The sequence below is a fragment of the Roseivivax sp. GX 12232 genome, assembly GCF_021272185.1.
GTDB lineage: Bacteria > Pseudomonadota > Alphaproteobacteria > Rhodobacterales > Rhodobacteraceae > Roseivivax.
This window is the reverse complement of the sequence record NZ_JAJSEC010000012.1, coordinates 12,747-32,705: the sequence shown is the minus strand read 5'-3', so window position 1 is coordinate 32,705 and position 19,959 is coordinate 12,747. Positions and strand designations below refer to the sequence as shown.

Sequence of the window (19,959 nt, the reverse complement as noted above, 5' to 3'; positions counted from 1 at the left end):
GGGCACGCTTCTGGCCCGAAACGGCTTGAAACCGACATGTCGCGGTCGCGGCCAAGACAGACGCGATGCCCAAAAAACGTGCAACCTGCGCCCTGAGGTGACCTGCGTCAGGAGGTTGGGCGCATGGACGTATTCGAGCAGATGACCGGCGGGATCGCCGAAGCCTATCTCACCGCCCTGCCGGTGGTGGCCAATGCCGACTGCGCGCCGCTCGAGGGCGGCGAGGATCCGGCCTTCGGCACGGTCCGGTGGCGCACGCTCTTCTCGGCCGACCGCACGGCGACGGCGGGCATGACGCTGGGGGTGGCCGAGTTCGGCCCGGGCGGCACGCTTCTCGCCCATCGCCACGGCCCGGCGGAGTTCTACTTCGGCCTCGCGGGGCAGGGCGTCGTGACCATCGACGGCCGCGCCCATGAGATCACCCCCGGCGTGGCGATCTTCATCCCCGCCGAGGCCGAGCACGAGACCATCGCCGGCACCGAGGGGCTGCGGTTCCTCTACGGCTTCCCGAAGGACCGCTTCTCCGAGGTCGACTACCGCTTCCGGGGCTGAGGCCCGGAGCGGACGGCATGGCGCGACCTCTGGCCGGGGTCGCCCTTCGCATCCCCTCGACCGCCGCCCGTCCCCCGGGACACCGCCCACCCGCGCAAAGCCGCTTTATCCTCGCCAAGGGCGGGAAAAGCGGCTAACGCGAAGGCATGCAGATCCTGCCCCTAGCCGAGGCACGCAGCCTTCCCTTCTGGCGCCGCCCCGTGACATTGCTGTTCCTCATGGCCATCGCGATGCCGCTGAGCTTCGCGACCTGGTCGGCGCTGCTCAACAACTGGGTGATCGCCGCGGCGGAGTTCGACGGCTCGGACATCGGCTGGCTGCACACCGTCCGCGAGATCCCGGGCTTCCTTGCCGTGGGGGTGATCGCGGTGATCATCTTCATGCGCGAACAGGTGCTGGCGCTGGTCTCGCTGGCGCTGCTGGGCGCGGCGACGGCGATCACCGCCTATTTCCCGACCATGGGCGGCATCCTGACGGTGACCATGCTGTCCTCGATCGGGTTTCACTACTACGAGACGGTGAACCAGTCGCTGCAGCTGCAATGGCTGCCCAAGGCCGAGGCGCCCCGGGTGCTGGGGCTCCTGGTGGCGGCGGCCTCGGCGGCGACGCTGGTGGCCTATGTGGCGATCGTCATGACCTGGCGCGCCTTCGATCTGTCCTATGCCTTCGTCTACATGGTCTCGGGCGGGCTGACGCTGGTGATCGTGGCCTATTGCTGGCTGGCCTTCCCGCAGTTCGAGGCCCCCAATCCGCAGGTCAAGAAGTTCATCCTGCGGAGGCGCTACTGGCTCTATTACGCGCTGCAGTTCATGTCCGGCGCGCGGCGGCAGATCTTCGTGGTCTTCGCGGGCTTCATGATGGTCGAGAAATTCGGCTTCGAGGTGCACGAGGTCACGGCGCTCTTCCTGGTGAACCTGGTGGCGAACATGATCTTCGCGCCGCTCATGGGCCGGGCGGTGGGCCATTTCGGCGAACGCAACGCGCTGGTCTTCGAATACGTCGGGCTGACGGTGGTCTTCCTGGCCTACGGCGGGCTCTACTGGTTCGGCTGGGGCGTGGTGCTGGCCGCCGTGCTCTACGTGGTGGACCATATCTTCTTCGCCCTGGCCCTGGCGCTGAAAACCTATTTCCAGAAGATCGCGGACCCGGGCGACATCGCGCCCACGGCGGCGGTGGCCTTCACGATCAACCATATCGCGGCGGTCTTCCTGCCGGCGCTTCTGGGCTATCTCTGGCTGGTCTCGCCCGAGGCGGTCTTCACGCTGGCCGCGGGCATGGCGGTGACCTCGCTTTGCCTCGCGCTCCTGATCCCGCGCCATCCCGAGCCGGGCAACGAGACGATCTTCGCCCGCGTGATGCCCGCGCCGGCGGAGTGAGGCGGGGCGAGAGGCGGCGGGGCCAACCCCCACAGTGAGGCGGGGCTCAGGGCAGCCGGGCCACCACCCGCGCCGCCAGCCCCGAAAACCTCACCAGAAGCCGATTAGGATGCCCAGCATCGCCAGGACCAGCAGCACCGCCCAGAGCCGGATGTTCTTCCAGAGCGGCGCGTCGTCCGAGAGCGCCTCGAAGGCCATGTCGGGCGACCAGGTGACCTCGGAAAGCTCAGGGTCGGTGCGCGGCCGTCCGGCGCGGCTGGTGACGAAGAAGATCACGCAGGAGATCACCGTCATCAGGCCCACATTCGCGGTGTAATGCAGTGGCCAGACGCCGAACTGCGAGGCCACGAAGAACCCCACCGAGATCGCATGCCCGGCGGCCAGGGTGATCACCGCCGCATCCCCGGTACCCGCCTTCCAGAGCGCGCCCAGCAGGAAGATCGCCACGATTGGCGGCACAAGGATCGAGAAGGCCTGCTGCAGGTAGTCCCAAAGCCCGCCCATGTCGTCGATGAAGGGCGCCCAGAGGATCGCGATCACCATCAGGATCAGCGTGGTGATCGTGCCGATGCGGCGCTGCTCGTCGGGATCCTTGCCGCCGATGTCGAGGAAGTCGTGGCTGATCAGCGTCGAGGAGGAGTTCAGCGTCGAATCCACGCTCGACATGATCGCCGCGATCAGCCCGGCCAGCACCAGCCCGGTGAGGCCCGCGGGCAGGATCGTGGTGGTGATCGTCGGGAAGACCATGTCGGCGTTCTCGAGGTCGGGGATCACCGCCAGCGCCATGGCGCCCGGCAGCACCATGATGAACATCGGGATGATCTTCAGGAAGCCTCCGAGGATCGCGCCGCGCTGGGCCTCGCGCAGGTCGCGCGCGCCCAGCACGCGCTGCACGATGTACTGGTTGGTGACCCAGTACCAGAAGCCCAGGAGCGGCACGCCGAAGAACAGGCCGGTCCAGGGCAGCACCTCGTCGTCGCGCGGCTGCACCAGGCTCAGGTGGTCCTCCGAGGGGATCGCCTCGCGCACCTGCGCCCAGGAGAAGCCGAGGTCGGAGAACAGGAAGTAGGTCATCGCCGCGCAGCCGAAGATCAGCACCACGGCCTGAAGCACGTCGGTATAGACCACCGCCTTCAGCCCGCCCGAGGCGGTGTAGATGCCCGCGAAGAGCCCGATGCCGACGCAGGTGATCCAGATCGGCACCTCGGGGAAGAAGGTCTTCACCACCACGGCGCCGGCGTAAAGGCCGCCGGCGGTGTCGACGATCACCGTCAAGAGGATCGTCACGGCCGAGAAATAGAGCCGCGCGCGCCGGTCGAAGCGGCGTTCCAGCCATTCGGGGATGGTCGTCACCCGGCTCTTGAAGAAGAGCGGCGCGAAGACAAAGGCCAGGAGGATGAGCGGGATGCCCGCCATCCATTCATAGGCCGAGGTGGCGATGCCGGTGGTATAGGCCGCCCCGGTCAGGCCGATCAGCGTGGTCGAAGAGATGTTCGAGGCAAAGAGCGAGAAGCCGACGATGCCCCAGGTCAGCGTCCGCCCGGCCAGGAAGAGGTCCTCGCCGCTCTTGGTGCCGCGCGAGACCCAGACGCCGATGCCGATGACCACCAGGAAATAAGCGCCGAGCACCCAGAGATCGAGCCCGGTGATCGCGGATTGGACGGCTTGCGGCGCTGTGCCTTCCATGGAAGAACCCCTGCTGAATGATCCATAATGGCGGGAACCGCGGTAAAGCTGACTTGTTCCCGCATCTTTTCGCTTGACCCCGCCCGAAAGGCTCCGCGATGCCCACCTTCACCGCATTCACCACGCTTGACGGCAAGGACCAGGGCGAAGCCCTGGGCGAGGCGCTGGAGGATCTCGACCCCGCGCCCACCGGCGTCGGCGTCTTCGAGATCGAGGACGGCTCGGGCCGCTGGGAGGTCGGCGGCTATTTCGAGGCGGCCCCGCCCGAGGTCGAACTGGCGCTTCTGGCCGCCGCGCATGGGGCACAGCCCTTCGTGGTCTCCGAACTGCCCGAGACCGACTGGGTCGCCAAGGTGCGCCGCGAGCTGATGCCCGTCGCCGCCGGGCGCTTCTTCGTCTACGGCAGCCATGACGCCGACAAGGTGCCCGAGGATGCCGAGCCGCTCCTGATCGAGGCCGCCATGGCCTTCGGCACCGGCCATCACGGCACCACGCTGGGCTGCCTGCGCGCGCTCGACCGGCTGATCGAGGGCGGGGCGCGCAAGTCCCGGGTGATCGACGTGGGCTGCGGCACGGCGGTGCTGGCCATGGCCGCCGCGCGGATCTGGCCCGAGGAGGTGCTGGCCTCGGACATCGACGCGGTGGCGGTCGAGGTCGCCGAGGCCAACGTCCGGGCCAATGCGCTCGAGGGCCGGGTGCGCTGCATCGAGGCGACGGGCTTCGACCACCCTGAGATCGCTTCGGCCGCGCCCTATGACCTGGTCTTCGCCAATATCCTCATGGCGCCGCTGATCGACCTGGCCCCCTCCATGGCCGCCAGCACGGCTCAGGGCGGGCATGCGGTGCTCTCGGGCATCCTGGTGCACCAGGCCGACGAGGTGCAGGCCGTCTACGAGGGCGCGGGCTTCACTCTGGAACACCGCGAAGAGATCGGCGACTGGGCGACGCTGACGCTGCGCCGGGGCTGAGGGCGGCGCTTGGCGGTTCGGCTCTAGGGCAGGGGCGTCTGGCGGTCCGAGAGGCCGGGCGCAGGCGACACCGACGGGGGCGGCACGGGCGCCATATCCCGCCGCCGCCAACCTGCATCTCCGCTCGTCACCCCCGCGCGCGACCCGCGCGACTGCCGCCGTGATCCCGCGAATATCCCGCAAATTGGCCGAAATTTCGCCCGATTGCCCGCCTAGCCTCGCTCCGATCACGAGTGGGGGCTTGTGACAGAAAGCGAGGGCGCCGATGGAATCTGCCCACAAAGCCTTTCTTCGCCGGCAGAAACAGGTCGAGCGCAAGCATCGCCGCCTGGCCGAAGGATATGTGACCCGCATGAACAGCAACGGGCTGTTCGAGCACAAGCCCGCGCGCCGGGGACGGCGCTGGCCCTTGAAGCTCGGGCTGTTCCTGATCGTTCTGGGGCTCGGCGCCAAGGTCGGGCTGGTCAGCGCGCTTGGGACCGAGGCCTATGCCGCCCATGTCGAGGCGCTGGAGACCGGCAATGCCACCGAACGCGCCGGGGCCTTCCTGATGCAGATCGACCCGCTGACCGCGCGGGCCGCGGAGATGCTCCAGACGGTGTTCTGAGCCGCGTGGCCCTCGGGGCCGGTCCGGGACATCGCAGTCCGACCGCGCGGCCGCCCAAGGGTGGCGCGCGGCGCGGGATTTCTTCCCCCTCGAGATACAGAAAGGCCGCGCCCCCGGGAGAGGAGGGACGCGGCCTTTACGGGCTGTCGTGACAGCCCGAACTCTTGGCGGCCTGCCGGGAGGGCGGGCTCAGCGGCCCCGGCGGGCGACGCGCTCGATGTCGAAGCGGGTCAGGCCCACGTCGTCGAGCTCGCGGTCCGTCAGCGCCGAGAGCGCCTTGCGGGTGGCGCGGGTCTCGTTCCAGTCGGATGCGGCGCGCGAGGCGACGACGAAAAGGGAACCGATGCGGCCGGCCAGATTGGCAGGCCCGAGGAGCGGGTTGTGCGTGTCGATAAGTGCCATGATCGGACCTGTGAATTGCGCGTTGGTGATGCGTTCGCAGCCGGCATTTATGGACGCGCAAATGACTGCACAAGCTGCGAAAATTGCATAGCACGCATGATATTTGTGCAGAGGAAAAACGCCGCTTTCGGCGCCTGTTAGGTCGCTTTCCGGCGCCGGTCAACACGGCGCCGTGACCCCGTGTCGCCGCTGCCGCGCAAAGCGTCGGATTCCGCCTCCGCCCGCAAACTGCCTTGGCGAATGTTCGCCTTTCGTGCTATCGGCAGGAAAACGACAAACGGGGCAGTTTTGGTCAGAGTTCTGGGAATCGATCCGGGGTTGCGCAATCTCGGCTGGGGCGTGATCGACGCCGAGGGCGGGCGTCTGCGCCATGTCGCCAATGGCACCTGCCACACATCCTCGGGCGAACTGGCGCCGCGGCTCCTGTCGCTCTACCACCAGCTCTCCGAAGTCGTGGCCCGCTACGCCCCCGAGGTGGCGGCGGTGGAACAGACCTTCGTGAACAAGGACGGCGTGGCGACGCTGAAGCTGGGCCAGGCCCGCGCCATCGCCCTTCTGGTGCCCGCGCAGGCCGGGCTCGAGGTCGGCGAATACGCCCCGAACAAGGTCAAGAAGACCGTGGTCGGCGTCGGCCACGCGCAGAAACAGCAGGTCGACCACATGGTACGGATGCAGCTCCCGGGGGTCGAGATCACATCGCCCGATGCCGCCGACGCCCTGGCGATCGCCATCTGCCACGCGCATTACAACCGCGCGCCCCGGCTCAAGACGGTGGGAGGCACCGCATGATCGGGCGCATCGCGGGACGCATCGAATACAAGGCCGACGATCACGTGCTGATCGACGTGCGCGGCGTGGGCTACGTGGTCTTCTGCTCCGACCGGGTGCTGGCCGGGCTCGGCGGGCCGGGCGAGGCGGCGGCGCTCTTTACGGACCTGCTGGTCCGCGAGGACATCCTGCAGCTCTTCGGCTTCCCGAGCCTTGTCGAGAAGGAATGGCACCGGCTCCTGATGAGCGTGCAGGGCGTCGGCGCCAAGGCCTCGCTGGCGATCCTCGGGGCGCTTGGCCCCGACGGGGTGAGCCGCGCCATCGCGCTGGGCGACTGGACCGCGATCAAGGCGGCCAAGGGCATCGGCCCCAAGACCGCGCAGCGGGTGGTCAACGAGCTGAAGGACAAGGCCCCGGTGGTCATGGCCATGGGGGCCGCCGCCGGCGCCGGTGGATCGGGCGCGGCGCCCGGACCCGAGGTGCTCGAGGATTTGCCCGGAGAGGCGCCCGCGCCACGTCCCGCCCCGCCGCCCGCCGCCGCCGACGCCGGCCGCACCGCCCAGGCCGAGGCGCTCTCGGCGCTGGCCAACCTGGGCTACGGCCCGGGCGAGGCGGCCTCCGCCGTGGCCGAGGCCGCCCATGCCGACCCCGAGGCCGGGACCAGCGGGCTCATCCGCGCCGCGCTGAAGCTCCTGGCGCCGAAGTGAGCACATGACCGAGCCCGACCCTCTCCTGCGCGCCGAGACCACGCCCGAGGATCGCGACCGCGCGTTGCGCCCGCAGATGCTCGAGAATTTCGTCGGCCAGGCCGAGGCCCGCGCCAACCTGCGGGTCTTCCTGCAATCCGCCCGGACCCGCGGCGAGGCCATGGACCACACGCTGTTCCACGGCCCGCCGGGCCTCGGCAAGACGACGCTGGCGCAGATCATGGCCCGCGAGCTGGGGGTGAACTTCCGCATGACCTCGGGGCCGGTCCTGGCCAAGGCCGGGGACCTCGCGGCGATCCTGACCAACCTCGAGGCGCGCGACGTGCTGTTCATCGACGAAATCCACCGGCTGAACCCGGTCGTCGAAGAGGTGCTCTACCCGGCGATGGAGGATTACGAGCTCGACCTCGTGATCGGCGAGGGCCCGGCAGCGCGCACCGTGCGCATCGAGTTGCAGCCCTTCACGCTGGTCGGCGCGACGACGCGGCTCGGGCTTCTGACCACGCCGCTGCGCGACCGCTTCGGCATCCCGACGCGGCTGCAGTTCTACAGCGTCGAGGAGCTCGACGTGATCGTCAGCCGCAACGCCTCGAAGCTCGGCGTCGCCGCCGATGCCGAGGGCGCCCGCGAGATCGCCCGCCGCGCCCGCGGCACGCCGCGGATCGCCGGGCGGCTCCTGCGCCGGGTGGTCGATTTCGCCGTGGTCGAGGGCGACGGAAGGATCACCCGGGAGCTGGCCGACAACGCGCTGACCCGGCTCGGGGTGGACGGGCTGGGCCTCGACGGTGCGGACCGGCGGTACCTGCGGCTGATCGCCGAGAACTACGCCGGCGGGCCGGTGGGCATCGAGACCATCGCCGCGGCGCTCTCCGAGGCGCGCGACGCGCTCGAGGAGGTGATCGAGCCTTACCTCCTGCAACAAGGCCTGATCGCCCGCACCCCGCGCGGGCGGATGCTGGCGGGTAAAGGCTGGGCGCATCTCGGCCTGCCCGCGCCAAAGGCGCCGGGGCAGGGGCAGTTGTTCGAGTAGGGGGTGGGGGCTCTGGGGGGGGCAGCTTTGGCTGTCGGACCGCAGGCCTACCACAGCCGAACGACGACGGCCCCTTGGCGCAACAGAGCAACGAGAGACCACCCCTCGTGCAACGCAGCAGCCAGGTCCCCCTCTCGCAATGCTACACAGCGGCGAAGGTGCTACCAGCGCAACGCAGCAGCCAGAACCACCTCGGGCAATGCCACGCAGCGGTGAGGGCGCTCCTGACGCAACGGATCAGCGCGGGCGCGCGCCGGACCGGGGGCCGGCGCTGCTGACCTCTCAGCGATGCGCTTTATCCTTACAAGGTCAGGGCTAGCGACGATGTAGGCGCACCACCCACAAGAGCGCCGGCCCAAGGGGCCGGTCCGGCGCGCGCCCGGCACCTTCGGTGCTATTCGGGCGCAAGAAGAGGTCTCAGGTCTCCGGTCTTGGGCTTCAGCCCTGGGGTCTTGAACTTCGGCTCTCCGGCATCATCACCTCACCATTCGCCCCGGACTGCCCCGCGCGCCCCTCCATGGCACCCCCCCAACCACCCCCACTTCCACTTGCCCCCGACCTCCCGGGATGCCACACCCGCGCCCATGCTGGACCTGCAGGACATCGAAGCCCTCTTCACCCGCACCGACGGGCAGTATTTCTTCGCCCGCTGGGGGCGGCCCATCGCGCCGATCGTCTTCGGGGTCGAGGACCAGACCCTCTCGACCGTCAAGGGCGCCTTCGAGGCGGTCACCGCGCTCGCAGGCCACCAGATGGCCGAGACCGACCCGGAACTTGGCGCCAACACCATGGTCTTCTTCCTGCGCGACTGGGAGGAGCTGCGTGAGGTGCCCGATCTCGACCGGCTGATCGACGGGCTGGGCCCGCTCCTCGACCGGCTGCAGGAAGCGGAGGCCAACCAGTACCGGGTCTTCCGCTTCGACGCCGAAGGCGCGATCCGGGCCTGTTTCATCTTCCTGCGCATGGATGCGGAGCTCTCGAAGGTGCCGGCCGAGACGCTGGCGCTCTCGCAGGTGGCGCAGTCGATCCTGCTCTGGTCCGACCAAGCCTTCCGCGAGCGCGCGCCGCTCGGACGGCTCGAGGATGGCCGCGTGGTGCTGCGCCCCGAGATCGCGGGGCTGATCCGCGCCGCCTACGACCCGGTGATGCCGGCGGTGGCGCAGGACGCCTCGCATGCGCTGCGCCTGCATGCCCGGCTGAGCGCCGAGCCGCCGCAGAGCTGAGACCGCCCGCGCCAGCCGGAACGCGACACGCGCAAAAGCCAGACCCCAAGCCCAGGAGAGCCCCATGGACCACAGCTTCCCGATCCGGGTCTACTACGAAGACACCGACATGGCGGGCATCGTCTATTACGCCAACTACTTGCGCTACATCGAACGGGCGCGCTCGGACTGGGTGCGGGCGCTGGGCGTCGACCAGAACGCCATGCGCGAGCGCGACGGCGTGGTCTTCGTCGTCCGCCGGGTCGAGGCCGACTACCTCGCGCCCGCGAAGTTCGACGACGAACTGACGGTGCGGACCTCCACGACCTCGGTCAGCGGGGCGCGGCTCAACATGCACCAGGAGGTCTGGCGCGGCGAGACGCTCCTGTTCCAGGCCGAGGTGCTGGTGGTCTGCGTCACCGAAGCGGGCGGCCCGGCGCGGCTGCCGGCGAATATCCGCCAAAAACTGCACTGAGGCGCGGCGAAGCCCTGCTTTCACCCTAATGTGTTGGCCTCGACAGGCGACATGGCGTATTCCTGCCTGTAAAGGCGGCCCGGACAAGAGGCCGCACGGCAGAGAAGAGCAGGCTAATGGAAACGGAAACTCTCGCGCTGGCGCAGGAGATTGATTTCTCCATGTGGGCGCTTTTCGCTCGGGCCACCCTGACGGTGAAGCTGGTCATGCTGGCGCTGATCATCGCCAGCTTCTGGTCCTGGTCGATCATCATCCAGCGGGTGATCTCCTACCGCGCCGCCCGGCGCGAGGCGGATCGCTTCGACCGCGCCTTCTGGTCGGGGGAACCGCTCGACGAATTGTTCGACAAGATCGGCATGGACCCCTCGGGCCGCTCCGAGCGGGTCTTCGCGGCGGGCATGATGGAATGGCGCCGCTCGCACCGCGACGACGGCAACCTGATCGCCGGGGCACAGGCGCGGATCGACCGCTCCATGGATGTGGCCATCCAGAAGGAATCCGAAGAGCTGCAGGGCGGCCTCGGGGTGCTGGCCACGGTCGGCTCGGTCTCGCCCTTCGTGGGGCTTTTCGGCACGGTCTGGGGCATCATGCATGCCTTCATCGAGATCGCCCAGCAGCAGAACACCAACCTCGCGGTGGTGGCGCCGGGCATCGCCGAGGCGCTTCTCGCGACCGGGCTGGGCCTGCTCGCGGCGATCCCGGCGGTGATCTACTACAACAAGCTCTCGGCCGATGCCGAGCGGCTGATCTCGGGCTACGAGGCCTTCGCCGACGAGTTCTCGACCATCCTGTCGCGCCAGCTGGACAGCTGACCCATGGCCGGCGGGATCATGAAACAGGGTGGCGGAAGCGGCGGCAGCCGGAGGCGGCGGCGCCGCTCGGGCCGCGCCCAGCCGATGTCCGAGATCAACATCACGCCCTTCGTCGACGTGATGCTGGTGCTGCTGATCATCTTCATGGTCGCGGCCCCGCTGCTGACCGTGGGCGTGCCGGTGGAACTGCCCAAGACCGCGGCCACGGCGCTGCCCTCGGACAACGAGGAGCCGCTGACCGTGACCATCGACGCCGAGGGCGGGGTGACCATCCAGACCACCGAGGTGCCGCGCGACGAGTTGGTCGGCCGGCTGCGCGCCATCGCCGAGGAGCGCGCCGACGACCGCGTCTACCTGCGCGCCGACGGCGGGGTCTCCTACGAGACGGTGGCCCAGGTCATGGGGGCGCTGAATGCCGGCGGTTTCGGCTCGATCGGTCTGGTGACCGACATCGGCGGGCCGGGGCTCGACAGGGCGGGGAACTGAGGGGCGGCGCGTGAACACGGGTCAGGTCATCTCGGGTACGGCGCATCTGGCTTTGGTGCTCTGGGTGCTGTTCGGCGGGGTCTTCCGGCCGAACCCGGACCCGGTGCGCTTCCAGGACGTCGCGGTCCTCTCCGAAGAGGATTTCGCCGCGCTGAGCCGGCCTTCGCAGCCGCCCGAGGCGGCCGAGGACGTCGCCGCGCCGCCCGCGCCCGAGACCGGAGAGGCCCCGCCGCCGAGCCCCGCGCCCGAGCGTGCGCCGAGCCCGCAGTCGCGCCCCGAGCCCGCGCCGGCCCCCGAGCCCGCGCCCGAGACGGCGCCCGCGCCCGTCCCCGAGCCGCCCGCGCCCGAGGCCGAGGTCAGCGACGGCGCGCCCGAGATGACCCCGCCGGCGCCCGAGACGCCGGCCCCCGAGATCGCCGAGACCCCGACGCCGGACCCCGCGCCGCGCGTCGCGCCCGAGCCCGTGGCCCCGCCCGAGCCCGACACCACCATCGCCGAGGAGGCGCAGGAGAGCGTCGCGCCGGACGCCGAGGCGCCCGAGACCTCGGAGAGCGAGGCGCGCGAGGCCACCGCCCCCGAGGCGGCCTCGACCGAGATCGTGACCGAGGCCGAGGAGCCCGCCCGCGCCCCCGATGCCTCGATGCGGCCGCGCACCCGTCCGAACCGGCCCGCGCCGGTCAGCGAGCCCGAGCCCGAGGTCGAGACGGCCGAGGCCGATCCCGCGCCCGAGCCCGAGCCGCAGCCGGACCCGCAGCCCGCACCCGAACCGGAGCCGGAACCGGCCCCCGAGCCGGAGCCCGAACCCGAACCCGCGCCGGAGCCCGAACCCGCCCCGGAGCCCGAGACCTCCAGCCCCTCGGGCGTCGAGGATGCCCTGGCCGAGGCGCTCGGCGGCGGCACCACCGATCCCGACCCCGCGCTGCCCACCGGCCCGCCGCTCACCGGCGGCGAGAAGGACGCCCTGCGCGTCGCCGTGCAGCAATGCTGGGTCGTCGACGTCGGCAGCCAGGCCGCCAATGTCACCGTGGTCGTCGGCATGCGCATGGAGGAAAGCGGCCGCGTGGTCAGCGACTCGCTGCGCATGATCGAGGCCTCGGGCGGCGACGGCCAGGCCGCGCAGACCGCCTTCCAGGCCGCCCGCCGCGCGATCCTGCGCTGCCAGGGCGACGGCTTCCCGCTGCCGGTCGAGAAATACGCCCAGTGGCGCGAGATCGAGATGGTCTTCGACCCCTCCGGCATGAGGCTGCGGTAATGGGCGGCCTCGCGTCTTTGTCTGTTTTGTGTGGGGAGCGGGGCGGCTATGGTCGCCCCGACCCCGGTTCCCCGAGGAAAGGCACGCTGATGAACCCGCTTCTCTCCTGCCTCGTCGCGCTGGCGCTGGCGCTATTCGTCGCCCCGGCCACGGCCCAGGCCCAGGACGGGCCGCTGAGGATCGAGATCACCGAAGGGGTGGTCGAACCCTTGCCCTTCGCCGCGCCGACCTTCGTCGCCGAAAGCGGCGCCGCGCAGCAATACGCCCAGGAAATCACCCAGGTGGTGCGCGACGACCTGACCGGCACGGGGTTGTTCCGGCAGATCGCCTCGGATGCCTTCATCAGCCAGATCACCAGCTTCGAAAGCCCGGTGCAGTTCGCCGACTGGCGGGCGATCAACGCCCAGGCGCTGATCACCGGGGCGGTCTCGGTCGACGGGGCGGGGCGCGTGGTGGTGAAGTTCCGCGTCTACGACGTCTTCGCGGGCACCGAGCTCGGCCAGGGCATGCAGTTCGCCGGCCAGACCGACGGGCTGCGCCGCATGGGCCACAAGGTCGCCGACCAGGTCTACAGCCGGATCACCGGCGAGGGCGGCTATTTCGACAGCCGCGTGGTCTTCGTCTCGGAGAGCGGGCCCAAGGGCAACCGCGCCAAGAGGCTGGCGATCATGGATTACGACGGGGCGAACCTGCAGTATCTGACCGACAGCTCGGCGCTGGTGCTGGCGCCGCGCTTTTCGCCCTCGGGCGACCGGGTGATCTACACCAGCTACGCCACCGGCGACCCGCGGGTGCATGTCCTCGACGTGGGCTCGGTGCAAAGCCGCATCCTGCCCGCGCAATCGGGCACCATGAGCTTCGCGCCGCGCTTCTCGCCGAACGGGCAGCGGCTTCTCTACTCGGCGACCAATGGCGCCAATACCGACATCTACGCCTCCGAGATCGCCACCGGGCAGACCACGCAGCTGACCTCGGCGCCCTCGATCGAGACCGCGCCCTCCTTCTCGCCGGACGGCAGCCAGATCGTCTTCGAGAGCGACCGCTCGGGCACCCAGCAGCTCTACGTGATGCCCGCGGGCGGCGGCGAGGCGACGCGCATCTCCTTCGGCGAGGGGCGCTACGGCACGCCGGTCTGGTCGCCGCGCGGCGATCTCATCGCCTTCACCAAGCAGAACGCCGGGCGCTTCCACATCGGCGTGATGCGCACCGACGGCTCCGAGGAGCGGCTGCTGACGGCCTCCTTCCTCGACGAGAGCCCGACCTGGGCGCCGAACGGCCGGGTCCTGATGTTCAGCCGCGAGACCCAGGGCGAAAGCGGCGCCTCGGCGCTCTATTCGGTCGACATCTCGGGGCGGAACCTCAAGCGGGTCTCGACGCCCGCGGGCGGCTCGGACCCCAACTGGGGCCCGCTGCAATAGACCGGACGCGGCCCCTGGCCGCGGCGATTCACCCGTGCCGCGCTTTGTGTTAGCGTCGGCGCAACCAAGAGCAGGACGAGAGACATGGGCAAGATCACGACAGTCATGATGCTGGTGGGGGCGCTCGCCGTGGCGGGCTGCACCAATGCCAACCGCTTCGGCGACGGCGGCGCAGGCGGCGCGGGCGGCATGGGCGCCGGTGCGGGCGCCGGCGCCGTGGTGCCGGGCAGCGCCAACGATCCGGCCTCGCCGGCCTATTTCAACCAGACCATCGGCGACCGGGTGCTGTTTGCCGTCGACCAGTCGACGCTGAGCCCCGAGGCGCAGCAGACCCTGCAGCAGCAGGCGCAATGGCTGATGTCGAACCCCGCCTACCAGGGCCGGATCGAGGGCCACGCCGACGAGCAGGGCACCCGCGAATACAACCTCGCGCTCGGTGCGCGCCGCGCCAACGCGGTGATGGAATACCTCGTGGCCCAGGGCGTCGCGCAAAGCCGTCTGACCTTCGTCTCCTACGGCAAGGAGCGCCCGATCGAGATCTGCTCGACCGAGGCCTGCTACATGAAGAACCGCCGGGCGGTGACCGTCATCGCGGCGGCCGGGGTGAGCTGATCCGATGATCCGCGCGACGCTGCTTTCCCTCGCCCTCCTGGCCGCGCCCATTGCCGGCCAGGCGCAGGGCGCCGACACGCTGGCCGACATCCGCCAGGACATCCAGGTGCTCACGGTCGAGCTGCAGAAGCTCAAGCGCGAGCTCTCGACGACCTCCGGTTCGGACGTGCAGGTCGGCGGCGGCACCATCGACCGGGTGAACGCCATCGAGGCCGAGCTGCAGCGGCTGACCTCGCGCACCGAAGAGCTGACCAACCGCATCGACCGGGTGGTCTCGGACGGCTCGAACCGGATCGGCGATCTGCAGTTCCGGCTTTGCGAGCTGGAAGAGGGCTGCGACATCGGCGCGCTCGGGGACACCCCGCCCCTGGGCGGCACCGCGCCCGCGACCGGCGGGGCGGGTTCGGATTCGGGCGGCCTCAGCGGCGTGCCCACCGACGGCACCGCCACACCCGAGGACATCGAGGCCGGGCCGTCCGACAGCGCCGGCGGCGAGGCCGGGCAGGGCGCGGGCGACGGCGGCCTGCCGGTGACCGGCGGCGCCCAGCTCGCCGCCGCCGAGGAGGCCGACTTCCGCGCCGCCCAGGCGCAGCTCGAAGAGGGCGACTGGCAGGGCGCGGCCCAGGCCTTCGCCGACTTCCGCCAGACCTATCCCGGCGGGCCGCTCGACAGCGCGGCGCTGCTGGGCCGGGGCCGCGCGCTCGAGGAGATGGGCGACACCCGCGAAGCCTCGCGCGCCTATCTCGACGCCTGGAACCTCTATCCCGAGGCCCGCACCGCGCCCGAGGCGCTGTTCCTGCTGGGCCGCGGGCTCGGGCGGCTCGGCTCCACCCAGGAGGCCTGCGTGACCCTGGCCGAGGTTTCGACCCGCTATCCCGGCTCCGAGGCGGTGACCCGCGCCTCCGAGGAACGCGCCGCGCTCGGCTGCCAGTGACCGAGACACCCGCGCTCGACGCCCGTTTCGCTGCCGCGATGGGGCAGCTTCTCGGCCCGGATTTCCCCGCGGAGATCGGGCTGGCGGTGTCGGGCGGGGGCGACAGTATGGCCATGCTGGCCCTGGCGCACAACTGGACCCGCGCCTGGGGCGTCGGGCTGCGGGTGGTCACCGTGGATCACGGGCTGCGCCCCGAGGCCGCCGACGAGGCGCGGCTCGTGGCCGAGGAATGCCGCCAGCTCGGCTGGCAGCACGACATCCTGCGCTGGGACGGCTGGGACGGCCAGGGCAACCTGCAGGACGCCGCCCGCCGCGCCCGGCTGGGCCTCATCGACCAGTGGCGCGGACGGATGCGCGACGTGCTGTTTGCCCATACCGCCGACGACCAGGCAGAGACGCTGCTGATGCGGCTGCGGCGCGGTTCGGGCGTGGACGGGCTCTCGGCCATGGCGCCCGCGCGGCAGGGCGGCGGCATGCGCATTCTGCGCCCGCTCCTGCAGGAACGCCGCGAGACGCTGCGCTTTCACTTGCGGGTGCTGCGGGTGCCCTTCGCCGAGGATCCGTCCAACGAGGACCAGCGCTTCGAACGGGTGCGGATGCGCCGGCTGCTCACCGAGCTTGAGGCCGAGGGCCTGAGCCCCGAGGGGCTGAACGCCACCGCCGCCCGCATGGCCCGGGCGCGCCAGGCGCTCAGGGCCCGGGCGGCGGATGTGGCCGACCGCATCGGCGCCGAGACCTGGGGGCAGGTCACGCTCGACCGCGACGGCTTTGCCGCGGTGGAGCGCGAGACCCAGATGCGGCTCCTCGCGGGGGCCCTGCAATATGTCGCGGGCGCGGGCTACCGGCCCCGCGCCGAGGCGCTGGAGGCGCTGCTCGACGGCTGCCTCGGCGGCAAGGGCGGCACGCTCGGCGGCGCCGCGGTGCGGGTCGAGGACGACACCCTGCGCATCCTGCGCGAGGCCGCCGCGCTGGAAGGCGTCACCGCCGAGGTCGGCGACGGCAGCCTTTGGGACGGGCGCTGGCACCTCGAGGGCGCGGGGCTCGAAGGGCTCACCGTGCGGATGCTCGGCCCGCGCGGCTGGGCGCAGATCACCGACAAGCCTGCCGGCGGCCCGCGCTTTCACGACGCATTGGCCCTGCCGGCGATCTTCGACAAGGAGCGGCTGGTCGCCTGCGCCGCTCTCAACCATGGACCCGCCCATGCCTGCCGGCTCGAAGGCCCGACCCGGGACCTCCCGGCGTTCCTTCTGTCGCATTGAACGGCGGGGTCACAACCTTATGTAACTCGGGGCGCGGCCGTGCTACAGCCGCGCAAACGTTTCACAGGAGATGTTCCTTTGGGCAACGCGCGTAATATCGCTTTCTGGGTCGTGCTCTTTCTGCTCGTCCTGGCGCTCTTCAACCTGTTCTCCGGCGGCAACGCGACGCTGCAGAGCCGCGAGTCGACCTACACGGAGTTCGTGCAGGCCGTGGAGGACCAGTCGGTCGCCTCGGTGACGATCGACGGCGAACAGGTCCGCTACCGGACCAGCGAGGGCACCGACTTCGTGACGGTCAAGCCCGAGGACGCCGAGGTCACCGGCCTTCTGATCGAGAACAACGTGCCGGTGCGCGCCGAGCCGCAGGAACAATCGGGCTTCCAGTCCTTCCTGATCTCGCTCCTGCCCTTCCTGCTGCTGATCGGCGTCTGGATCTACTTCATGAACCGGATGCAGGGCGGCGGCCGCGGCGGCGCCATGGGCTTCGGCAAGTCCAAGGCCAAGATGCTGACCGAGAAGCATGGCCGCGTCACCTTCGACGACGTCGCGGGCATCGACGAGGCCAAGGAAGAGCTCGAGGAGATCGTCGAGTTCCTGCGCAACCCGCAGAAGTTCTCGCGCCTCGGCGGCAAGATCCCGAAAGGCGCGCTGCTGGTGGGCCCCCCGGGCACCGGTAAGACGCTGCTCGCACGCGCCATCGCGGGCGAGGCGGGCGTGCCCTTCTTCACCATCTCGGGCTCGGACTTCGTGGAGATGTTCGTGGGTGTCGGCGCCTCTCGCGTGCGCGACATGTTCGAACAGGCCAAGAAGAACGCGCCCTGCATCGTCTTCATCGACGAGATCGACGCCGTCGGCCGCAACCGCGGCTCGGGCTACGGCGGCGGCAACGACGAGCGCGAGCAGACGCTGAACCAGCTCCTGGTCGAGATGGACGGCTTCGAATCGAACGAGGGCGTGATCATCATCGCCGCGACCAACCGGCGCGACGTGCTCGACCCCGCGCTCCTGCGTCCGGGCCGCTTCGACCGGCAGATCACCGTGCCGAACCCCGACATCAAGGGCCGCGAGAAGATCCTCGGCGTGCATGCCCGCAAGACCCCGCTCGGCCCGGACGTCGACCTGCGCATCATCGCGCGCGGCACGCCCGGCTTCTCGGGCGCGGATCTCGCCAACCTTGTCAACGAGGCGGCGCTCATGGCCGCGCGTGTCGGCCGGCGTTTCGTCACCATGGTCGATTTCGAGAACGCCAAGGACAAGGTGATGATGGGCTCCGAGCGCCGCTCGATGGTGCTCACCGGCGAGCAGAAGGAAAAGACCGCCTACCACGAGGCCGGCCATGCCATCGTCGGCCTGACGCTGCCGCAGTGCGACCCGGTCTACAAGGCGACGATCATCCCGCGCGGCGGGGCGCTGGGCATGGTGGTCTCGCTGCCCGAGATCGACCGGCTGAACTGGCACAAGTCCGAATGCGAGGAAAAGCTCGCCATGACCATGGCCGGCAAGGCGGCCGAGATCATCAAGTATGGCGAAGGCAACGTCTCGAACGGCCCGGCGGGCGACATCCAGCAGGCCAGCGCGCTGGCCCGCGCCATGGTGCTGCGCTGGGGCATGTCGGACAAGATCGGCAACATCGACTACTCCGAGGCCCACGAGGGCTACCAGGGCAATACCGCCGGTCTGTCGGTCTCGGCCCATACCAAGGAGCTGATCGAGGACGAGGTGCGCCGCTTCATCCAGGAAGCCTATGAGCGCGCCTACCAGATCCTCACCGACCGCAACGAGGAATGGGACCGGCTGGCGCAGGGGCTTCTCGAATACGAGACCCTCACCGGCGAGGAGATCCAGCGCGTGATCAAGGGCGAGCCGCCGCATTCCAGCGACGACGACGCCGGCAACGCGCCGCAGGAAGACAAACCCTCGGTGGTGGCGATCCCCAAGACCAAGCCCAAGTCCAAGCCCTCGGGCGACATGGAGCCTGAGCCCTCGGCATGAGCCCGACGCGGACCACGGCGGATTGGGACCCCGGGACCTACCACAGGTTCCGGGGTCATCGTCTCCGCCCCGCGCTGGACCTCTTGCGCGCCATCGGGCCCTTGCCCGCGGGCGACGTGATCGACCTGGGCTGCGGCTCGGGCACCGTCGGCCCGGCCCTCGGGCAGTTGCGCCGCCGCCTGGTCGGCGTCGACACCAGCCCGGCCATGCTGGACTACGCCGAGCGCACCGGCTCCTACGCCTCGACCGAAGAGCTGGACCTGGCGAATTGGCGGGCCGAGACCCCGCCGGCGCTGATCTTCTCCAACGCCGCGCTGCACTGGGTGGGCGACCACGCCACGCTCCTGCCGCGGCTCGCGGGCATGCTGGCCCCGGGCGGCGTCCTCGCGGTGCAGATGCCGAACCAGAACCGCGCGCCCTCGCACCGGCTCTGGCTGCAGATCGCCGACGAGCTTTTCCCCAACCGCATCGACCGCAGCCGCCTGCCGGGCGTCATGCTGCCCGCCGAATACCAACGGCTCCTGCGCGGGCTGGGGCAGGTGACGCTCTGGGAGACCGAGTATTACCAGGACCTCGCCCCCGACGCCGAGGGCCACCCGGTGCGGCGCTTCACCGAGGCGACCTTTGCCCGGCCGATCCTCGCGGCGCTGTCCTCGGACGAACAGAACCGGCTGATCGCGGAATACGAACGCGCCATCGGCAAGGCCTATCCCGAGGCCGCGGACGGGGCGGTGCTCTTTCCCTTCCGGCGGCTCTTCTTCACCCTGCAGGTCTAGGCGCATGCCCGCGCTGGTGCCCACCGGGCTTTCCGCCTGCATCACCTGGCTTGGCCGCGTCACCGCGGAGACCCGGAGCATCCGCTCGGAGCCTGTGCAAGAGATCGCGCTTGGCTGGGAGGGCATCCCCGGCGACACCCATGCCGGCATCAACCGGCCCTCCTGCTCGCGGCTAAAGGCGCAATACCCGCGCGGCACCGAGATCCGCAACGTCCGCCAGCTCTCGCTCCTTTCCGCCGAGGAGATCGCCGAAACCGCCGCCGAGATGGGGCTGCACGCGCTCGATCCCGAATGGCTCGGGGCCTCGCTGGTGGTGGAGGGGCTGCCGGATCTGTCGCATCTGCCGCCGTCCGCGCGGCTGCAGCTCGAGGACGGCGGGATGCTGGTGGTGGACATGCAGAACCGGCCCTGCCAGCTGCCCGCCCGCGAGATCGCCGAGGACCACCCCGAGGAGGCCAAGACCTTCCGCCGGGCGGCCTCGGGCCGGCGCGGCGTCACCGCCTGGGTCGAACGGCCGGGGTGCCTGCGCCTCGGCGGCGCGCTGACGCTGCATGTGCCCGACCAGCGCGCCTGGCGCGGGGCCGGGCCGGGGGCGGAGCGCGGGGCCTAGCGCGCTTGGCGTGGGGGCGGGCCCGGGATGGAGAG

At 70.3% G+C, this 19,959-nt stretch carries 21 protein-coding genes; 19 read left to right on the top strand and 2 right to left on the bottom strand.

Going from position 1 to position 19,959, the window contains the following annotated elements:
* Window positions 1-123 precede the first annotated feature (123 nt).
* Both LR948_RS16900 and LR948_RS16895 read left to right on the top strand, forming a co-directional pair.
* Complete coding sequence (locus tag LR948_RS16900) at window positions 124-552, top strand: cupin domain-containing protein (protein WP_232755266.1); 429 nt, start codon at window positions 124-126, stop codon at window positions 550-552.
* A 146-nt stretch (window positions 553-698) separates the two neighbouring features.
* Window positions 699-1,928 carry an MFS transporter gene (locus LR948_RS16895; RefSeq protein WP_232755265.1) on the top strand — a complete coding sequence of 410 codons (1,230 nt, stop codon included), beginning with the start codon at window positions 699-701 and terminating at the stop codon, window positions 1,926-1,928.
* Window positions 1,929-2,018: 90 nt separating this feature from the next.
* Here LR948_RS16895 and LR948_RS16890 read toward each other — a convergent pair whose 3' ends face one another.
* Window positions 2,019-3,614, bottom strand: coding sequence for a sodium:solute symporter (locus tag LR948_RS16890; protein ID WP_232755264.1), 1,596 nt, complete (start codon window positions 3,612-3,614; stop codon window positions 2,019-2,021).
* 98 nt (window positions 3,615-3,712) lie between these two features.
* Between LR948_RS16890 and LR948_RS16885 the strand changes: the two genes are divergently transcribed.
* Together LR948_RS16885 and LR948_RS16880 are read left to right on the top strand one after the other, a co-directional pair.
* Window positions 3,713-4,582 carry a 50S ribosomal protein L11 methyltransferase gene (locus LR948_RS16885; RefSeq protein ID WP_232755263.1) on the top strand — a complete coding sequence of 290 codons (870 nt, stop codon included), beginning with the start codon at window positions 3,713-3,715 and terminating at the stop codon, window positions 4,580-4,582.
* 265 nt (window positions 4,583-4,847) lie between these two features.
* Entirely contained in the window at window positions 4,848-5,189 is a 342-nt protein-coding gene (locus LR948_RS16880; RefSeq protein WP_232755262.1) for a hypothetical protein, read from the top strand.
* 189 nt (window positions 5,190-5,378) lie between these two features.
* On the opposite strand, the gene LR948_RS16875 is transcribed toward LR948_RS16880, so the two are convergent.
* Window positions 5,379-5,591, bottom strand: a complete 213-nt coding sequence (locus LR948_RS16875; protein WP_232755261.1) for a DUF1127 domain-containing protein — start codon at window positions 5,589-5,591, stop codon at window positions 5,379-5,381.
* A 240-nt stretch (window positions 5,592-5,831) separates the two neighbouring features.
* Between LR948_RS16875 and ruvC the strand changes: the two genes are divergently transcribed.
* From ruvC to LR948_RS16800, 15 genes are all read left to right on the top strand, one after another.
* Entirely contained in the window at window positions 5,832-6,380 is a 549-nt protein-coding gene (gene ruvC / locus LR948_RS16870; protein ID WP_232755260.1) for a crossover junction endodeoxyribonuclease RuvC, read from the top strand.
* Complete coding sequence (ruvA, locus tag LR948_RS16865; RefSeq protein ID WP_232755259.1) at window positions 6,377-7,066, top strand: Holliday junction branch migration protein RuvA; 690 nt, start codon at window positions 6,377-6,379, stop codon at window positions 7,064-7,066. The genes ruvC and ruvA overlap by 4 nt, the downstream gene beginning before the upstream one ends.
* A gap of 4 nt (window positions 7,067-7,070) precedes the next feature.
* Window positions 7,071-8,096 carry a Holliday junction branch migration DNA helicase RuvB gene (gene ruvB, locus LR948_RS16860; protein ID WP_232755258.1) on the top strand — a complete coding sequence of 342 codons (1,026 nt, stop codon included), beginning with the start codon at window positions 7,071-7,073 and terminating at the stop codon, window positions 8,094-8,096.
* Between the two features lie 584 nt (window positions 8,097-8,680).
* Window positions 8,681-9,319, top strand: a complete 639-nt coding sequence (locus LR948_RS16855; RefSeq protein ID WP_232755257.1) for a hypothetical protein — start codon at window positions 8,681-8,683, stop codon at window positions 9,317-9,319.
* 64 nt (window positions 9,320-9,383) lie between these two features.
* On the top strand, window positions 9,384-9,773 hold the full coding sequence (ybgC, locus tag LR948_RS16850; protein WP_232755256.1) for a tol-pal system-associated acyl-CoA thioesterase: 390 nt from the start codon (window positions 9,384-9,386) through the stop codon (window positions 9,771-9,773).
* A gap of 116 nt (window positions 9,774-9,889) precedes the next feature.
* Window positions 9,890-10,585 carry a protein TolQ gene (gene tolQ / locus LR948_RS16845; protein ID WP_232755255.1) on the top strand — a complete coding sequence of 232 codons (696 nt, stop codon included), beginning with the start codon at window positions 9,890-9,892 and terminating at the stop codon, window positions 10,583-10,585.
* A 3-nt stretch (window positions 10,586-10,588) separates the two neighbouring features.
* Window positions 10,589-11,071, top strand: coding sequence for a protein TolR (tolR, locus tag LR948_RS16840; protein WP_232755254.1), 483 nt, complete (start codon window positions 10,589-10,591; stop codon window positions 11,069-11,071).
* Between the two features lie 10 nt (window positions 11,072-11,081).
* Window positions 11,082-12,323 (top strand): cell envelope biogenesis protein TolA, encoded by a 1,242-nt coding sequence (locus tag LR948_RS16835; protein WP_232755253.1) that lies wholly within the window; start codon window positions 11,082-11,084, stop codon window positions 12,321-12,323.
* A gap of 89 nt (window positions 12,324-12,412) precedes the next feature.
* Window positions 12,413-13,741, top strand: a complete 1,329-nt coding sequence (gene tolB, locus LR948_RS16830) for a Tol-Pal system beta propeller repeat protein TolB (protein ID WP_232755252.1) — start codon at window positions 12,413-12,415, stop codon at window positions 13,739-13,741.
* Window positions 13,742-13,825: 84 nt separating this feature from the next.
* The gene (gene pal, locus LR948_RS16825; protein WP_232755251.1) at window positions 13,826-14,353 is read left to right on the top strand and encodes a peptidoglycan-associated lipoprotein Pal; all 528 of its coding nucleotides are present in this window, start codon (window positions 13,826-13,828) and stop codon (window positions 14,351-14,353) included.
* A gap of 4 nt (window positions 14,354-14,357) precedes the next feature.
* Window positions 14,358-15,287 carry a tetratricopeptide repeat protein gene (locus tag LR948_RS16820; RefSeq protein ID WP_232755250.1) on the top strand — a complete coding sequence of 310 codons (930 nt, stop codon included), beginning with the start codon at window positions 14,358-14,360 and terminating at the stop codon, window positions 15,285-15,287.
* Window positions 15,284-16,546, top strand: a complete 1,263-nt coding sequence (gene tilS / locus LR948_RS16815; protein ID WP_232755249.1) for a tRNA lysidine(34) synthetase TilS — start codon at window positions 15,284-15,286, stop codon at window positions 16,544-16,546. Before LR948_RS16820 ends, tilS begins: the two co-directional genes overlap by 4 nt.
* Before the next feature lie 78 nt (window positions 16,547-16,624).
* Window positions 16,625-18,538 (top strand): ATP-dependent zinc metalloprotease FtsH, encoded by a 1,914-nt coding sequence (gene ftsH / locus LR948_RS16810; protein WP_232755248.1) that lies wholly within the window; start codon window positions 16,625-16,627, stop codon window positions 18,536-18,538.
* Window positions 18,535-19,314, top strand: a complete 780-nt coding sequence (locus LR948_RS16805; protein ID WP_232755247.1) for a methyltransferase domain-containing protein — start codon at window positions 18,535-18,537, stop codon at window positions 19,312-19,314. Before ftsH ends, LR948_RS16805 begins: the two co-directional genes overlap by 4 nt.
* A gap of 4 nt (window positions 19,315-19,318) precedes the next feature.
* Window positions 19,319-19,924, top strand: a complete 606-nt coding sequence (locus LR948_RS16800) for an MOSC domain-containing protein (protein ID WP_232755246.1) — start codon at window positions 19,319-19,321, stop codon at window positions 19,922-19,924.
* Window positions 19,925-19,959: the final 35 nt, after the last annotated feature.

What these genes read in the sequence shown, in the direction of transcription:
- LR948_RS16895 (WP_232755265.1), top strand. Translation starts at nt 699, where the DNA reads ATGCAGATCCTGCCCCTAGCCGAGGCACGCAGCCTTCCCTTCTGGCGC.
- LR948_RS16875 (WP_232755261.1), bottom strand. Translation starts at nt 5,591, where the DNA reads ATGGCACTTATCGACACGCACAACCCGCTCCTCGGGCCTGCCAATCTG.
- LR948_RS16880 (WP_232755262.1), top strand. Translation starts at nt 4,848, where the DNA reads ATGGAATCTGCCCACAAAGCCTTTCTTCGCCGGCAGAAACAGGTCGAG.
- LR948_RS16890 (WP_232755264.1), bottom strand. Translation starts at nt 3,614, where the DNA reads ATGGAAGGCACAGCGCCGCAAGCCGTCCAATCCGCGATCACCGGGCTC.
- LR948_RS16805 (WP_232755247.1), top strand. Translation starts at nt 18,535, where the DNA reads ATGAGCCCGACGCGGACCACGGCGGATTGGGACCCCGGGACCTACCAC.
- LR948_RS16855 (WP_232755257.1), top strand. Translation starts at nt 8,681, where the DNA reads ATGCTGGACCTGCAGGACATCGAAGCCCTCTTCACCCGCACCGACGGG.
- tolB (WP_232755252.1), top strand. Translation starts at nt 12,413, where the DNA reads ATGAACCCGCTTCTCTCCTGCCTCGTCGCGCTGGCGCTGGCGCTATTC.
- ruvC (WP_232755260.1), top strand. Translation starts at nt 5,832, where the DNA reads ATGTTCGCCTTTCGTGCTATCGGCAGGAAAACGACAAACGGGGCAGTT.
- tolR (WP_232755254.1), top strand. Translation starts at nt 10,589, where the DNA reads ATGGCCGGCGGGATCATGAAACAGGGTGGCGGAAGCGGCGGCAGCCGG.
- ruvA (WP_232755259.1), top strand. Translation starts at nt 6,377, where the DNA reads ATGATCGGGCGCATCGCGGGACGCATCGAATACAAGGCCGACGATCAC.
- LR948_RS16900 (WP_232755266.1), top strand. Translation starts at nt 124, where the DNA reads ATGGACGTATTCGAGCAGATGACCGGCGGGATCGCCGAAGCCTATCTC.
- ruvB (WP_232755258.1), top strand. Translation starts at nt 7,071, where the DNA reads ATGACCGAGCCCGACCCTCTCCTGCGCGCCGAGACCACGCCCGAGGAT.
- ybgC (WP_232755256.1), top strand. Translation starts at nt 9,384, where the DNA reads ATGGACCACAGCTTCCCGATCCGGGTCTACTACGAAGACACCGACATG.
- LR948_RS16820 (WP_232755250.1), top strand. Translation starts at nt 14,358, where the DNA reads ATGATCCGCGCGACGCTGCTTTCCCTCGCCCTCCTGGCCGCGCCCATT.
- LR948_RS16800 (WP_232755246.1), top strand. Translation starts at nt 19,319, where the DNA reads ATGCCCGCGCTGGTGCCCACCGGGCTTTCCGCCTGCATCACCTGGCTT.
- pal (WP_232755251.1), top strand. Translation starts at nt 13,826, where the DNA reads ATGGGCAAGATCACGACAGTCATGATGCTGGTGGGGGCGCTCGCCGTG.
- tolQ (WP_232755255.1), top strand. Translation starts at nt 9,890, where the DNA reads ATGGAAACGGAAACTCTCGCGCTGGCGCAGGAGATTGATTTCTCCATG.
- LR948_RS16885 (WP_232755263.1), top strand. Translation starts at nt 3,713, where the DNA reads ATGCCCACCTTCACCGCATTCACCACGCTTGACGGCAAGGACCAGGGC.